Raw genomic sequence first — 17,329 nt, forward strand, 5'->3', positions numbered from 1 at the left:
ACCGCTGTTTTGTGGCGACGAATTGTGGGGTCTGCTCAACGTTGCCGAAAGCACCCGCCCCCGCGATTGGCAGCCCGACGAAATTGAGTTGCTCCGCAACCTCACGACCCAGATCACGATTGCCATCCAACAGGCTTCCATCCACGAGCAATTGCAGGCTGAACTGCAAGAACGCCACCACATCGAAACCCAACTGCGCAAGGTCATTGAGGGCACAGCCGCCTTCACCGGGCAAGCGTTCTTTCCGGCCTTGGTGCGCCACATTGCCGAAGCCTTGGGCATTCGCTATGTGATGGTTTCCCAAGCCCTGGAAGCAGGGTTTCAGGTGCTCGCCTTCTATGCCGATGGCGAACGGCAGCCTCCCCTATTCTTGCCCTACGAGGCGGTTCCCTGCTGCCGTCAGTCGTTTCAAACGGGGCGCTGCTGTCATCCCGCCAATCTCCAAACCCTGTATCCCGACCATGACCTCTTTGCCGCATTAGATGCCGAAAGCTACCTGGGGGTTGGCCTGCGCAATGCAGCGGGGGAAGCCACGGGCAACCTCTGTATCCTCCACGACCGCCCCCTAGCGGATCCGGCCTGGACGGAAACCCTGCTCTCTATTTTTGCGGCCCGCGCCGGGGCCGAGCTAGAACGTCTGGTCACCGCCCAGGCGCTAGAACAACTCAACGCCGATCTAGAAACCCGCGTTGCCCAGCGCACCGCCGAACTGGTCGAACGGGAAACTCTTCTGCAAGACTTTTTAGACAACGCCAACGACCTGATCCAGATGGTGGATGTGAACACCGGGCGGTTTGAGTTTGTCAATCGGGCGTGGCGCGAGGGGTTGGGCTACACCGCTGCCGAGGTGGATCACCTGACGCTGTTTGATGTGTTAGCGCCCCACTGCATCGCCCATTGCCAACAGGCGCTCGAACACATGCGCGCTGGCACGATCACCCAACTGGAACAGGTGGAACTCACCTTTATTCACCAGTCGGGGCGGCCCGTGGTGGTAGAAGGCAGCATCAACTGTCGGCTTGAACGCGATGCCGAGGGAAATCAGCGCCCCCTTTCCACCCGCGCTATTTTGCGAGATATCACCGCCAAAAAAACTGCTGAACAAGCCCTGCGAGACACCGAAGCCAAATATCGCCAGATTATCGAAACCGCCCAGGAGGGCATTTGGATCATTGATGCAGAGGCAAGGCATCAATTTGGGAACGATGCCCTACTCAGGATGCTGGGCTACACCGCCGAGGAAATGGAAGGGCGCACGTTGTTTGATTTCTTCCCGCCCTCCTTACATCCCCATATCCAAGATCTGCTCCAACGGCGACAGTCTGGTATCTCCGAGGCCAACGAGGTGCCGTTTTTGCGACGCGATGGCACTACCCTATGGACGATCTCCTCGGCAACGCCCCTGTTTGATGCGGCTGGGCACTATGTTGGGGCGATGGCCATGATGGCTTAGTTTTAGCAGCGGAAAAATTGTGGTCGTTAAGACTGAAACTCTTATACAGCATGGGGTCTAGTCGCCAACACTGTCTGAACTGACTCAGCCTACGACTGTCCCAAATTAAACCCTAAATGGGACAGTCGAACACACAACCAACGTATTTGCGTTGTTTCAGCCCTGTGATGAGGAAACTACCAGGCCTCGTAAATGGGACAGTTCATCTTATCGGCCTACTAACGACCAGAATTTTTCTTCTGCTATGACCAAGCCGTATAGCTGTAACCATTTTGATTGAGACCCGTTCGGGCTGAGCCTGTCGTTGGCGTAGCCTCTCCAGCGGAGAAAGCCCATCACCCAGCCCCAGCCTAAAACCCTCCCCTTTCCCCAGGGGGGACGCATGGCGAACGGCAAGCTCAGGGCAAACGCACTGTCCTTGCCCTGACAAAGTTGGCTATCGCTATAGTTGTCAACCTGCGGAATTAGGCTTTACAAGTAAAATTAGGGAAATGTCATCAAAAAAGCTCAGCAAATACACGCAAATAATTATCTAAAAAAACCAAGTAATTCCTACCTATTCACCTAATTGGAATTATAAAAAGATGTTTATGGCAAATTTCGCTCAGGTAAAGTAAATTGCGATGCTTCCCCTTAATAAGGAAGATTACAGAGTAAAACTTAGGCAGCTAGGCACTAAGGGGATCTAGAACCTCGCCATGGTGTACCTCACGCCATCGAGAACCGCCATAGGCTAAATAATGTTTGGTGCAGTGGTGACTACCTGGACTGACAAAACTCGCTAGAACCCATATCTGTCAAAAGGTCAAGAGACCTGACCCCTACATGAAAGCAACACTGTAGGGGCGTAGTTTTCGCGCCCGATACAGAATCCTTTGTCAGTTAACTAGGGTGACTACTGGGCACCTAACTTAACTGGGTAACTGGGTTGGTTTTGTGTGTGCCTAGGTAGCCCTTGATCTCGTCTTGCCAGCCTGCAAGAACCGATACGTGCGTTAGGTGAGTTAAGTATTGTGAAACTTATGAAAATCGTCTAAACGCCTATGCAATATTGCGTATTGCACAACCTATTAAAGAGTATCTTTTGTAACTATTCTGAACTACGTGTTTAGACGCCTGCAAGAAATAAATGCTTGTTTTTCAGGGGTTTTATGGCCTTGATCGCTCCAATGGCCATGCTTCTTTCTGGTAGCACCTCGATAGCAGCACTATCCCTCATCCCGAAGGAGAAAACTTAGTTGTGTCTCAAATTAGTAGCTTTATCTTTCACACCCTAAACGCGGACGGCAGTATCTATGGAACGGGTTGCTTCTCCTACGAAGGGCCACCGGAAGGGGTAGATATCCAATACAACTCCGGCACCTCGGCAGGGGGAACCGCCAACAAAATGCGGTCTTTCTGGTACCACGACCCGGTGGTGGGCACCCTCGATATTAGTGCTCTGATTAACTTTAACTGGACAAATGGTTGGCAAGGGGCGCACTATCGCTTTGACTTCAACCTGTGGAACTTCCCCCAAAATAGCCACGGCCTCACGGCAGGCCAAGCTCAACCCAATCGTCTAGGGCCAATTTCCGGCCACCGGGGCAATGGGGACATTTCTGGCCAAAAGACTCTGCAATGGCCCAGCATAGCGCCCGCAACCGTGACTACGGGTAAACCAAAGCCTATACCGCCAACTAGATCTACAGAAGTTGATTTCGCCTTTGAATCAGGCTACTTCACAGTGGGAAGTCGGGGAGAAGTCACCATCGACTTTCTGTTTGATGGTGGCTACTACCAGGGTGAACTGGCAATGTTCAGCTTGGAGGAAATGGGCACAATTGAACTGGGATCAGAAGCCTATATTCGAGAGGCAGCACGACGATCACTGAGTAATACAAGCCTAGGCTATGTGGTGATTTCTGATCAGCGGGAAGCAGCGCGTTTCAGTGGATTATTACTCGGAGAAGGTAAGGACTGGAACAGTGGGGAGTATCTAGGGCCAAAGACGTTTCAGATGCGGGCTGGTGATCGCTTTGGCTTTATGCTGATCCCCCATGGCAAAGTACAACAAGTCTTTGAGAACCCCACAGCTACAGGAGCCCTACGTCCCCTATTTTCTATGGCTACGGCTACCCCCGATGACCTATTTGCCGTAGGTCAAATTGCCAATATTTTTGGGGATGGCAATATTTTTGCCTTTGAAGATAAGCGAGTTGATACTGGCTCTGATTTCGACTACAACGACATTGTCTTTCAAGTCCGGGGAGCCACGAGCAACACCCTAGCCATGCCCAGTCTTGTTGATCCCAGCAAAGATTGGCGCAGTACCGATTTTGGCCAAACCATCTATACCTATGCCATCTCCGTAACCGACCCAGACTCCGATGTTCTTGACTCCCAACCGTTCTGCTGCTGCCAAGCCTTTGTTGAAGAACAGGCGATCCCTAATGGTGGCGCTATTCCCGATACCAGTGGCACTTCCATTCCCGATGGTGGTGCTATTTCCGATGGCAATACTATTCCTAATTCCGAAGGAGAAAATTTAGCCGTGTCTCAAATTAGTAGCTTTATCTTCCACACCCTGAATCCTGACGGCAGTGTCTATGGAACGGGTTGCTTCTCCTACGAGGGGCCACCGGAAGGGGTGGATATCCAATACAACTTTGGCACCTCGGCGGGGGGAACCGCCAATAAGATGCTGTCCTTCTGGTACCACGACCCGGTGGTGGGCACCCTCGATATCAATGCCCTGATTAACTTTAACTGGACAAATGGTTGGCAAGGGGCGCACTATCGCTTTGACTTCAATCTGTGGAACTTCCCCAAAAATAGCCACGGCCTCACGGCAGGCCAAGCTCAACCCAATCGTCTAGGGCCAATTTCTGGCCACCGAGGGAATGGGGACATTTCTGGCCAAAAGACCCTGCAATGGGCCAGCCTAGCGCCCAATGCTCAACCATCCTGTTGCTGCCAAGCCTTTGTAGAAGGAAAAGTCATCCCTGGTGACGGAACGGTTCCCAGCAATATTCCTGATGGCGATAGCACGCCTAACACTAACGTCATCCCTGATGGCGGCGATACCCCCGGTGGTGGTGTCACTATCCCTGAGGCTCTGGTAGTAGGACCTGGCGGTACTCCCAGTGGCGAGGTTATCCCCGATGGTGGCGGCGATACTCCCGGTGGTAGTGTTACCATCCCTGAGGCTCTGGTAGTGGGGCCTGGGGGTACTAATCCTAATAGCGGCGGCACGATTCCTGACGGTGGCAGCCCTGTTCCCGATGACAGTGCTAATCCTAATCCCGAAGGAGAACCCTCAACCGGAACTCAAATTAGTAGCTTTATCTTCCACACCCTCAATGCTGACGGTAGTATCTACGGCACGGGTTGCTTCTCCTACGAGGGGCCACCGGAAGGGGTAGATATCCAATACAACTCCGGTACATCGGCAGGGGGAACCGCCAACCAGATGCGGTCTTTCTGGTACCACGACCCAGTGGTGGGCACCCTGGATATCAGCGCCCTGATTAACTTCAACTGGACAAATGGCTGGCAAGGGGCGCACTATCGCTTTGATTTCAACCTGTGGAACTTCCCCCAAAATAGCCACGGCCTCACGGCAGGCCAAGCCCAACCCAGCCGCCTAGGGCCAATTTCTGGCCACCGAGGGAATGGGGACATTTCTGGCCAAAAGACCCTGCAATGGCCCAGCCTAGCGCCCGCAACCGTGACTACGGGTAGCAGCCAAGCCCCCGATTCAGACTCTACCGACCCGACTGAGACCCTGGTGATTCCCCAGGTAGACCTAGTGGTGGTGATTGACAGTAGCGTGTCGATGAAGGACGAGGCGGCGGCCCTCAGTGCAGCGGTAGACACCGCCATTGCAGCGGCCCGCACCAGTTGTCCCTCAGACCTGCGGGTAACCTACCTAGGGATTGAAGGCGTCTTCAAAGAAACCTTGTTTAACCGGACGGTGCGCGATTACCTGACGGAAGTGGGTGCAGCGGAGTCAGACCTTCGAGGTCGTAAGCGGGGGACGGTGGCTGAGGGTGGAGCCCAAGAAGATGGGGCACGAGCCATTGAAGATGTCTCGTTGCACTTTGACTGGCGTGCCCATGCCGCGCGAACGGTGTTCTTCCTAGGGGACGAAGCGCTGGAAGGGGGAAATGAGAATGGCAAGCAGGATCAGGCCGACATCGAAGCAGCGACTCGGGCCATTGAGGTGGCCAGTGAAGCGGGGGTGCGGGTGCATACCTACCTGGGCACGTCCGGCGTCAAAGCCAGTGTGAAGCAAGCGATTCAGGCCGAGTATGCCCGTGTTGCCGAGCAGACAAAAGGTCAAGCCTTCACGTCTCAGGATTCGATTAGTGGCTTTGCGGAACTGCTAAAGACGATCATTTGTGGTAGCAAGCAACCGGTCAAGCCTCCCGCCCCAGCACCAGTCCCGGCTACGGAACCCTTCTGTTGTTGCCAAGCTTTTGTTGAAGGAAAAACTATTCCCGGTGGTGGCGGCGGTACTCCCGATGGCAGTAGCGGCACCCCCGATGGCGGCGGCGATACCTCCGGTGGTGTCACTATCCCTGAGGCTGTGGTAGTAGGGCCTGGGGGTACTAATCCTAATAGCGGGGGTACCCCCGATGGCAGCGGCTCTGTTCCCGATGACAGTGCTAATCCTAATCCCGAAGGAGAACCCTCAACCGGAACTCAAATTAGTAGCTTTATCTTCCACACCCTCAATGCTGACGGTAGTATCTACGGCACGGGTTGCTTCTCCTACGAGGGGCCACCGGAAGGGGTAGATATCCAATACAACTCCGGTACATCGGCAGGGGGAACCGCCAACCAGATGCGGTCTTTCTGGTACCACGACCCAGTGGTGGGCACCCTGGATATCAGCGCCCTGATTAACTTCAACTGGACGAATGGCTGGCAAGGGGCGCACTATCGTCTGGATTTCAACCTATGGAACTTCCCCCAAAATAGCCACGGTCTCACGGCAGGCCCAGCCCAGCCCAATCGCCTAGGGCCAATTTCTGGCCACCGAGGGAATGGAGATATTTCTGGCCAAAAGACCCTGCAATGGCCCAGTCTAGCGCCCGCAACCGTGACTACGGGTAGCAGCCTAGCCCCCGATTCAGACTCTACCGACCCGACTGAGACCCTGGTGATCCCCCAGGTAGACCTGGTGGTGGTGATTGACAGTAGCGTGTCGATGAAGGACGAGGCGGCGGCCCTCAGTGCAGCGGTAGACACCGCCATTGCAGCGGCCCGCACCAGTTGTCCCTCAGACCTGCGGGTAACCTACCTAGGGATTGAAGGCGTCTTCAAAGAAACCTTGTTTAACCGCACAGTGCGCGATTACCTAACGGGCGTGGGTGCAGCGGAGTCAGACCTTCGAGGTCGTAAGCGGGGGACGGTGGCTGAGGGTGGAGCCCAAGAAGATGGGGCACGAGCCATTGAAGATGTCTCGTTGTACTTTGACTGGCGGGCCAATGCCGCGCGAACGGTGTTCTTCTTAGGGGATGAAGCACTGGAAGGGGGAAATGAGAATGGCAAGCAGGATCAGGCCGACATCGAAGCGGCGACCCGCGCCATTGAGGTGGCCAGTGAAGCGGGGGTGCGGGTGCATACCTACCTGGGCACGTCCGGCGTCAAAGCCAGTGTGAAGCAAGCGATTCAGGCCGAGTATGCCCGAGTTGCTGAGCAAACAAAAGGTCAAGCCTTCACGTCTCAGGATTCGATTAGTGGCTTTGCGGAACTGCTAAAGACGGTCATTTGTGGCAGCAAGCAACCCGTCAAGCCTCCCGCCCCAACACCAGTCCCGGCTACGGAACCCTTCTGTTGTTGCCAAGCTTTTGTTGAAGGAAAAATCATGGAGACTCAAAGTCTACCCACTTACGTGATCGAATTGCAGGGTGTCTATGGTGACGATACCCATACCATCGGTGAGGGCAGTGCTGTCTATTTTCAGGCATTCACTCGTGAAGACCTTGAAAAGATCAACGATAGTCTAAAGTCAACGGCAACGAGTTGTCTCCGGCAATATGCTAGTAGCCTTTGGGACAGGGAACAGGATGATGGAAGTATTTGTCCTGGTGAAGAAGTTTGGGGAATGAATCTCATCTATCAGCGTTCTAGCAATAACATGGGTATTGTGGATGAGATCAATCAACTTCTAGATCAACATTTCTCAACAATAGCCCCAATCGTTGATTTCTTTCGAGGCGAACAGCTCTATACAGATGTGATGCATCGTGCGTTCGATGATCCTTCTGTGGTGCTTTTGCAGTGCTATCAGGTGAGTGACTCTGAAGTATTTGATGGCTTGTTAGTTGCGGCTTGTCGTGCTAATGGAGAAGTTGTTGTTTGGATTTTTCTACAAGATTAGGCCATTAATTTTGACGGCCTAATCATCCTAATCCAGGCAAGGTTGATCGACGTAAACTTGGCAGATATCGATTTAGATGGGGTCAAAATGAACATAGTAAAGTTCGTCGAAGGCCCCATCTAGATTGATTGTCAAAATATTTGAGAAGGAAAAACACAATGGAAGTTCAGAATTTGCCTGCTTACGTGACCGATTTACAAAATGTCTATGGTGACAATACCCAAACTATTGGTAATGGTAGCGCTGTCTATTTTAAGGTGTTCACCAGTGAAGACCTCGAAAAGATGACTGACAGCCTAGAGTCGGCGACTATGGGTTATCTCCGGCAATATGCTGGCAGGATGTGGAGCCGCGAGCAGGACGATGGAAGCATTTGTCCTGGTGAGGAAATTTGGGGAGTTAGTCTACTTTATCAGCGTCCTACAGATTCTAAAGAAGATAGTCTTGGGGACATGGACATCGTCAATGTCCTAAAGCACTTGGCGGATAAACCTGGTCTTTTGGGCACTGTGGCAGGAGCTCTTGATTTCTTTCAGGAAGATCCACACCACGAAGGGGTACTTCATAGTGCATTCGATGATCCTTCTGTGGAGCTTTTGCAGTGCTATCAGGTAAGTGACTCTGGAGCATTTGATGGCTTACTAATCGCAGCCTGTCGTAGCAATGGAGAAGCGACTTTCTGGATTTTTCTACAGGGTTAAAACCATTTTTTGGTCTGACCTGATTAGCAACGTTTAAGACAGCGGACTTAATCTTATTGATCAAGGCCGAATAGATTCCAAAAAACTCATAGACTTCAATTTCCGAAAGGGGAATTCCATGTACCTAGCCCAAGACAAAATACAACATATCAACACCGTGTCCCACGAGGGCAAGGTTGTGGTATTTGGCACAGATAATACAGGCAGGGTTTTCTATACCGTCAAGCAGGATGGCTTTGAAGATAGCTACTTGAATACCCCTGCCGACCAAAGAACTGGATGGGAAACCTGGCAACCTCTGGAATTTCCCAATGAGGCGGATGATCAATCGGTGATGGATCAGGAAAAAGCTGAGCTCACCTATCAGAATGATCCAAATCGCTATTTGCTACGGTCTCGCTACTCGACCCAAGGCATGACAGCCGTTGCCCCTGTTCAGGTGATTGCGGCTCTCGATCATATTTATGTGTTCCGTCAATCTACAAACAATACGCTATTAGTGGATCGGTTTGTGTTGGATGGCATGACCAACAAACTGAACCGCAAGCTGGAAGTTCGGTTTAAGCGGAGTCGGCAAAAGCACACCCCGACTAAAACCATGGCAATGGGCAATAACGGCCTCAACAACGTCGATACCCTCGACTTCCGGGATGCCAATGGCAACTTTTTCTATGAACCAACCACGGAACTTTGTTTAGTCAACAACCTGCACAAGGGCTGGTTTTCTGTGGTGCTTGTACCCACCATTGAAAATGATGTTCATCGGTGGCATGTTTTTGCCTACAATAGCCAGACTAAAAAAGTTGAATTGACGACCCTACGCGCCTCAAAGGAAGGTCTCTTCGACCTCAAAGACTACACCATTTACGAAGAGGCGGAGGGTAGCCTGGTGCCCAAGAAGATTCCAGGGGTTATCCAGCGCACATTGGATATTGACGGGGTTTCCATTACCAATGGTCTGTCAGCCACCAAGTACGATCTTCAACAGGAACAGGAAACCCAATCCGGGGATACCCAACTCCTGCGGAGCGCCACGAAAATCATGGTCGCTATCCCTACCGATAAAGGGGTTGCAGCTCTGAGCTTTGCCATTGCTGGAGATGGCACCCTCTCTGAAATTGATGAAACCCCTGAACGCACCATCGCCCGCAGTCGTCAGCGGGAAATTTTGCTGCCCCTCAATACCCTGGATGAAATCAAGGCTCTAGCTGACAAAACCCCACCACCCCAGGGAGTGATCCGTGGATTGGCCCTGGGTACCGATGCCGATGATGCCGAAGACCTGGTGAAGGTGTCTACCGAAGGATCGGCGGGCCAACTGGCCAACGGTGACCTAGTGAAAATCACGGGAACCCCTGATCTACACGGGCTCTATGCGGCTCAGAAGATCGACGACCGTACCTTCGAGATTACGCTACCCAGTCCTGCCGATAATTTGGGCTATTGGGAAAAAGAAGATCTGGAAGAAGCGGGCTTAATTTTCGATGGCATGATTGCCGCCTATGAAAAGACCGCCGACGGCAAACTGCGCGTTACCTGCGATTACCACGGTCTTGAAGATGGGGATGAGGTGCAAATCATTGGCACCGACAGCTACGACAACACCTATCCCGTGCAGACCGTTGATGATAATCACTTTGTCATCGAGCGGCGGTGGGCTAAAGGGGAAGCCGTCAACATCAAAGTTGTCTCTCGCAAACGGCGCGGCATTGTGCTGGATGGCGTGAACGACTATATCGAAATTGCCGATCCCTTTGGCAAAAACAAGAACTTCACCCTTTCTGCCTGGATTAAGCCGATGCAGATCAATACTGGGGCAACCCAAGCTGTGATGGGCAATGATCTATGGAAACCTTCGTTGTGGATTGCGCCTGACAACGGCGGCTTGCACTACATGGCGTTTGATGCACCCAGCCAAGAGTCTGTCTTGAGCGGCACTTTCGACAACTTTTTTGACCAGGCGGAGACTTGGGTTCATGTAGCCTGGGTGAAAGATGGCAACCGTTTCAGGTTCTATAAAAATGGTGTGGAATTTGCTGTTGTTGAGGATGTACCGGAGAAGCTTTACAGTGATCCATCCAGCAATTATCAGTTCGGAAAAGTAGGCCAAGACTTTTTCTCTGGGCATCTGGCCGAGGTACGGATCTGGTCGCTGCCCCAAAGTGCGGACACCATCAAAAACAATATGTACCTGCAACTGCGGGGCAAAGAGGTGGGCCTGGAAGGGTATTGGCGCTTGGGTGGCATTGCCGAAGGTAAGGTGAGCGACTTCTCTATCCATGGCAATGAGGGCACCGTTTATGGCGATCCCTATGTCAGTGCCGCTACCCTCAGCCGCAAGCTGGCCAGCGGAGCCAATGCGGTGAAATACAGCAATGCTGACCTGTTTGCCGTCAGCCAACGCGCTACCTATGAAGAAAGCTTTGAGTTCAAAGTCAATGCTTCCAAACCATTGACGCTGGCGGATCTGAACAATGCCGATGGTCGGGGGCAAGGTACCAAGATCTTCACCTTCTCTCACTGGGGCAAAACCAGCCGCAGCGCTAACGACACTATTGCGGTCTCGGCGGTGCAAGATGAATTTGAAGATCTGGGGAACGGCTGGTATCGGGCTTCCTGTACCCTAACGATTCCTGACGAGATCAGTCTGCTGCGCTCCTTTGAGATTACCAATGTTCAAGGCAATTGGAATTCTCTAGAAATTCGCAACCACCGCATTCGTCTACTGTCTGATGCGATTACAGCAGCAAAATACACCGATGGTATTGCCCTCACAATCTTGGCGGATGAACAGGCTGGATTCATTGCCAAGCAGAAAGAATTAGTTCTCAAACAGGCAGAAGAAAACGTCCTACGCAAAGAAAGGCAAGACCTAGAAATAAAAATCGCTGCCTATCATGCTCAGGATGGGACTCGGGCTGAGATTGATAAGCTGAAGCAGCAGGTTGCATTGCTCATTCACAAAGAGCAAAATCTGTTGTCTCGATTGCGCGATGAAGGAGAAAAAAAGGATAATTTCTATTTTAAGATTTTTCATAAGCAGTACACAGAAAATGTAATAACTTCGAAAACCGTCTGGGGTGTTACCGTTGCGAAGGATGAGCATCTTGACTCCCAGCTTTGGCAACCCTTGTCTATTTCGGCATCAGAAGTTCCTATCAACGACTACGGAACCCCGGACATAATGCGTGAATTGTGGTCTGAAGATCCTGATAGATTTTTTGTTTTACAGTGCAAGGACACTCAACATTATGGTGAAAAGTTTCTGAGTTTTAGTTCGGGTTTTGCTCCGGCTACATTTACGCTTACTAAAACAAAAGACGATAGCGCTTTTTGCACATTTAGACTATCTGAGGATGGTTTTGGTGCACTATACATTTTTCAAAGAAGCGGTCGATATAGCTGGGAATACACATGGAAGCTAGGCCGACTTCGCGCATCGGCTAACTACTTCGAGGCATTCAATCACGATTGGGGCGATTGGCGCCGCGATCCTGAGGCACTATGGAAGATCGTGAAGACTGCCACATACACTAATGACGAAATTCCCAATCTCTCCTCTGCACTAAACCAAACGCAACAAGATCTAGCCGCAGCACGGAAAGAGCTGGCTGGTCGAGAAACGTTGTTGACGGCGACGGCAGATGATTACGCCGAATGGGAGCAGCGTTTGGTCGAGGTGACGGCCTTGATCTCTGTGATTCAAACAGAGATCAATACCCTCAACACGGAACTTCTCGCCGCCATCAAAGGTATTCAGGCAACCCCACAGACGATGTCTGCCATTGTCACTGATGCCCGAGGATTGGCGAGCCATGGGGCAATACTGGGATTTGTACAATCAGCCGGTCGGCTCCATGCCCTGGAAACCTGTGAAGGTAATGTGCAACTGAGCTACTTCGATACCCAGGGGCGGATGCGGCAAACCAACTACGATGCCACCGCTGATAGTCGGAATGCGGCCTTTGAACAGTGGCTTCCGGATGCCCCACAGGCCTGTCTCAACTTCAACCGTAACAACAGTGTTGTGACGTTGAGCACCACACTATCCCTGCCTACAGAGTGGAGTATTGAAACCTGGTTTGTCTATCCTTTACCCAACACAGAAGAATGGAACACCCTGGTTGGGGGAGACGGTGGCAGCCATGTTGTGGTCAGGCAGGGCCACCGGTTGGGTATTTATCTGCCCGATGCTATCCAGGATCAGCACTTTTTTGATAGCGGATGCAATCTAGATCGGTTAACTCCCGGTTGGCATCATCTAGCGGCGGTGGGTAACGCGGATACCACCCTGTTCTATATCGACGGCCAAAAGGTAGGCGACACCAAAGCCAAAGCTCTGGCCGATGCCGAAAACAAACTCCGGAAAACGCCCGATGATGAGGCTGCCAAGCAGGCTGTTGATGCTATCAAGAAGGCGACGGTTAAAGTAAGTCGCAGTGTGCGCGTTATTGGCAATGCCCAAGCCGGGGATCAACCCTTTGGCCAATTGTCCGAAGTCCGTATCTGGGGAATCGGTCTCAGTGCAGATGAAATTGCCGTCAACAGCAAAACCTTACTGAGTGGCAATGAACCAGGGTTATTGGCCTATTACCCCATGGGCGAAGCAGATGGAGAGAACGTGCGTGACCATTCTGGCAACGGCAACAATGGCAACGTATCCGGTGCTAGTTGGTGGGCTTCCGCTGCACCCATCGGTAGCCTAGCCAAGCGTGTAATGCAGTTCGATGGGTTCAACGACTATGTGGAAGTGCCTTACGAACCAGCCCTCAACCCTAGCCAATTTACGGTCTCCTTGTGGGCAAAAATTACCGGCGAAGAAGGTGCAGGACGCTCTTTACTCACCTCCTCTGATGCAGATGCAAAAAGCGGCTATTCTATCCAAGCCAATTCAATCAACAAGTGGGAATTGACTGTCGGCCATGGCAACTGGTCAACCATTATCGGCCCCGATGTCGTTTCCAACCTCTGGACACATATCGCCAGTACCTATGACGGCAACATGCTCAGGCTCTATGTAGATGGTGTTCTATGCGGGACGTTGGAGACGGCTTATACCCCCAATGGCAGTTGCCCACTACGCATTGCTGCGGCTGGATCAGGGGGGAGTCCAGTACACTTCTTCCCCGGTCAAATGGCCGAGCTTCGCATCTGGGATGTTGCCCGCACCCAGTCCGATATTCAGGCGGATATGCACAACCGCGTGAGTGAGCAATCGCCTCACTTGGTTGCTTACTATCCTCTGGATGAAATCAAGCCAGGAAGCACAGCCCGTATGCTTCCAGACCTAGTTGGCAACCATCACGGTACGGCAATGGAAGCCTTGACGGCGCACAGTCCCGTCCTCTTTGAGGATCAACAATCTCCTCTGAGTTCGATCCATAATGTCTGTCTCGACTTCAATGGGACGAAGGATTATGTAGAAGTTCCTTATAACCCATCACTAAACCCTGGTCGTTTCACCGTTTCTTTTTGGGTGAAAGTTACGGGAGGACAAGGTACTTACCGTTCGCCATTGAACTCGCGAGATAATGATTATTTGAGAGGCTACTTCGTCTATGCAACTTCAGATAACAAGTGGGAATTGCTTGTCGGCCATGGAAACTGGTCGTATATTAATGGCCCAGATGTTGTGATTGATAAGTGGACACATATTGCTGGCACTTATGACGGCAACACACTCAGGCTATATGTAGATGGCATGTTATGTAGCAGCTTGAAGACGGCCTATATTCCAAATAGCCGATATTCTTTACGAATTGGTACTGGGAACGGGGGTGGGGACACCCCAGAGTACTTCTTTCCTGGTCAAGTGTCTGATGTCCGAATTTGGAGTGTTGCCCGAAATGCGGATGAAATCCAAGCGGATATGTACACTCGCCTAGGCGGGAAAGAGTCGAAATTATTGGCTTACTATCCCCTCGGTGAAGCTACAGGCTCCCAAGTTCAAGATCTTTCACCCAATTGTAACCACGGCAGCTTAAAAGGTGGCCGTTGGCAGACATGTACCGTTCCTATCTCGGTTGAGAACACCGTGATGCAATTTGATGGGGTAGATGACTATCTGGAACTAGCACGGCCACTGCCCATTTTCTCAACTTCGTTCACCGTTTCTATGTGGGTAAAAATTCCGACTCATAAGCGGGGAATCTTGCTAGGAGACTATGGTCTGGAAAACACACTCAATATCAACTTTGAGATCGCTGCGGATGGAAGATTGAGATTTTTCTGGTCTGGCTCACCAGACCTTTATGGCGTTCTAAAGCTAGAGATCAATGAATGGCACTTTATTAGCTTCGTCAGAGATCGCGAAAACCAGAAAATTTACACTTATGTGGATGGTGTTCTAGACCTGGAACACTCCGGAGCGATTGATGACAAAACTGCGTCCGTTGCTCACCGCATTGGGCGCGATGTACGGGGCAGTGACCACGGCACTGTGTTTGAGGGGCGTATGGCTGATCTTCGGATCTGGAATGTCGCCCGTACCCAGGATGAGATTCGGGCAGACATGTACACGCGCCTGAGCGGAAAAGAACCAAACCTGGTCGCGTATTTCCCGCTCGATCAAATCCACCTGGAAGGTACAACACCGATTGTGAAAGATTTGACCGGCAACTATCACGGCACCCCAAGGAGTGGGGTACAGCCAGCCGCAGACAATGTTCTGCCTGCGATCCGGGAAAATGTTCAGGCAATTATGAACAACCAGTCCCCTAGCAACCGCAATCGCGGCATTGTTAGCCAGGTATTGACCGCCGAGGATAACACCCTACCCATTGGTGGCGATGCCCTGGTTTCTGCGGAGTACAGCACCGTTACCCTGGATCCAACCGCCAAGCGCAAGGTCGCGATCATGCGGCGCTTCCTGGGTTCACCCACCACCCATGGGGCCACGCTGCTATCGGATAAGCGAATCGAAGCCCTGGAACTGAAGTGGATTGGCAATGCGCAGTTTGCACCGACCCTGCTGGGGTACATCGAAGGGCCACCCCCCGTTCCTAGCGAGAACTTGACCGTCGAAGAAGACTACAACGGTGCCACCTCGGTGGAACTCACCATGTCGGAGGATGTGGACTTTAGCTGGAACCGCGCCCAAGATAGTGGATTAGGGGCAGCGGCAGAGATTTTTGCCGGGGCAGAGACTGAAGCCGAAGCGGGTCTCGGCTTCACAACCCGAGTGGCCACCATGCGGGCAGGGTTCAAAGGCAACTTTGACTTCAGCTACCAGTTCTTAAATGAGAGCAACATCACCTCCAGTTCATCCCTCAGCTTGACCGACAAACTCGAACTGCGGGGAACCCCTGAAGCGACGCCCCACTTCCCTCATCTGGGTACCCGCTTTATTCCCAAGAATATTGGCTATGCCCTAGTAGTTTCGGCCATCTCCGATGTGTTTGTGACCCGCCTAGCCCGCAGCGGCAAAATGGTGGGCTACCAGGTGCGTCCCGTCGAAGGTCTGCCGCCAGATGTCAATACCATCACCTTCTTAATGAACCCGGCCTACACCATGAACGGCAGTCTGGATGGGATGACCGGCAGCAGCGCCACCAGTGATCGCTTCTTCAAACATGTTCCCGAAATGCGATCCCAATACGGCTCTCTCTATCCAGCTAGCTATTACCGTCTCAAAGAAGCCTACAACCTGAAAGAACAGATCGAAGCGGAGGATAAGCGCCGAGAATCCTACTTCTCTAACTTCAATGTGCGCCTCTTGGATGAAACCTCCCTGAATCGGAACATTGACAGCGGCCCAGCGCCTAGTACGATTGGCGTTAATCGAGCGGAAGACCAACCCGCCACCGAAATGACAGAGGAGGAGAAGAAAGCCGCCGACGCGGCAAAGCTTCAAAATCTCCAAGCCAATGCCAATGCCAATGTGGATAAACAGAGCCAAGCTACCCAAGCTAAACAAGCAGAGATTCAGAGCAAAATTACCGACCAAGAGAAGCGAGTCCATGCCACAGAAAGCTTTGCTGGATGGCAGAAACGGATGGAAGATCTGCAAATTCGTGCGGCTAAGCGCAACATCGTTAACACCTATGTCTGGGATGCCGACGGTGGATTACGCTCAGAACAGCAGAGCTTTGCAAGCACAGTGGAACATACCATTGGCGGTTCATTTGCGATGAATGCAGCCTTGGGGGCAGAGGCTAAGTTTGGGGCCATGGCTACCGCAGAGCTCACCGCCCAAGCAACGGTCAACCTGACCCAGACGATGAACAAAACTGAAGCCCGCAGTAAGGGATTTGAGTTGACGGTCGATCTGAGCGGTTTGGAGTATAAGGGGATCACCGACTACAACGATAACCCCATTCTGCCGGGGGAAAAAGTAGACCGCTATCGGTTTATGAGCTTCTACCTAGAAGGCAGCACCGATCACTTCCAAGACTTCTTCAACTATGTGGTTGATCCTGAATGGCTACGCAGCAATGACGAAGAAGCGCGGGCACTGCGCCAAACCCAGGCGGGCAAACCCAACAAAGCGTGGCGGGTGCTGCACCGAGTCACCTATGTAGAACGTCCGGCCTTGATGGGCTTTGGTCGCGATGTCCGCAAGTTGCGGGCCGCGTCAGAGGAAAGTGAACATCAAGCCGTGTTGGCCAAAATTGCCAAGCTAGAGGAGGCAAACCATGCGCTTGAGCAGGCAAATCATGCGCTTGAGCAGAAACTTGACACCATCCTCAACTTTCTGAAAGGACAAAAGTAAGCATTGTCCTTAGCCCTTGGTAATGAGTCCGTCACAGAGAAATTTTGCTCAAAAGACGGACTCAAAACGTTTTTAAGACGAGCTTTAACGATCAA

The 17,329-nt window shown here is 52.0% G+C and carries 4 protein-coding genes; all 4 read left to right on the plus strand.

The annotated features are described in order from the left end of the window. Window positions 1-1,453: PAS domain S-box protein (locus tag H6G62_RS14925; RefSeq protein ID WP_190496508.1), on the plus strand; the 1,453-nt coding region annotated here is incomplete at its 5' end. 1,240 nt (window positions 1,454-2,693) lie between these two features. Continuing rightward, on the plus strand, window positions 2,694-7,823 hold the full coding sequence (locus H6G62_RS27370) for a DUF4114 domain-containing protein (RefSeq protein ID WP_347239362.1): 5,130 nt from the start codon (window positions 2,694-2,696) through the stop codon (window positions 7,821-7,823). 158 nt (window positions 7,824-7,981) lie between these two features. Continuing rightward, a complete protein-coding gene (locus H6G62_RS14935) occupies window positions 7,982-8,524 on the plus strand; it encodes a hypothetical protein (protein ID WP_190496510.1) in 543 nt (180 codons plus the stop codon). A 118-nt stretch (window positions 8,525-8,642) separates the two neighbouring features. Next, window positions 8,643-17,234, plus strand: a complete 8,592-nt coding sequence (locus H6G62_RS27890) for a LamG domain-containing protein (protein WP_190496512.1) — start codon at window positions 8,643-8,645, stop codon at window positions 17,232-17,234. Window positions 17,235-17,329: the final 95 nt, after the last annotated feature.

Origin of the sequence: Phormidium sp. FACHB-1136, assembly GCF_014697375.1 — a bacterium.
Taxonomy (GTDB): Bacteria; Cyanobacteriota; Cyanobacteriia; order Phormidesmidales; family Phormidesmidaceae; genus Nodosilinea.